At 73.4% G+C, this 342-nt stretch carries 1 protein-coding gene; it reads left to right on the forward strand.

All coding sequences use genetic code 11. The features are described from left to right. Positions 1–342: HhH-GPD-type base excision DNA repair protein (locus ACSNOK_RS33600; RefSeq protein ID WP_436784556.1), on the forward strand; the 342-nt coding region annotated here is incomplete at both ends.

Raw genomic sequence — 342 nt, forward strand, 5'->3', positions numbered from 1 at the left:
GTCCTTCGCCGCGCTGCTCTCCGAGAAGCCCGCCGTGCACCGCTACCCCGGCTCCATGGCCAAGCGGGTGCGACAGCTCTGCCAGTACCTGGTCGACCACTACGACGGCGACGCGAGCGCCGTATGGCGGGACGCGGACAGCGGCGCGGAGCTGCTGACGCGGCTGACCGAGCTGCCGGGGTTCGGGGAGCAGAAGGCGCGGATCTTCCTGGCGCTGCTGGGCAAGCGGTTCGGGGTGGCCCCCGAGGGGTGGCGGGAGGCCGCCGGCGCGTACGGCGAGGAGGGCTCGTACCGCTCCGTCGCCGACATCACCGGACCCGAGTCGCTCCAGAAGGTCCGGGC

The organism is Streptomyces sp. URMC 126 (assembly GCF_051386555.1).
Taxonomy (GTDB): Bacteria; Actinomycetota; Actinomycetes; order Streptomycetales; family Streptomycetaceae; genus Streptomyces.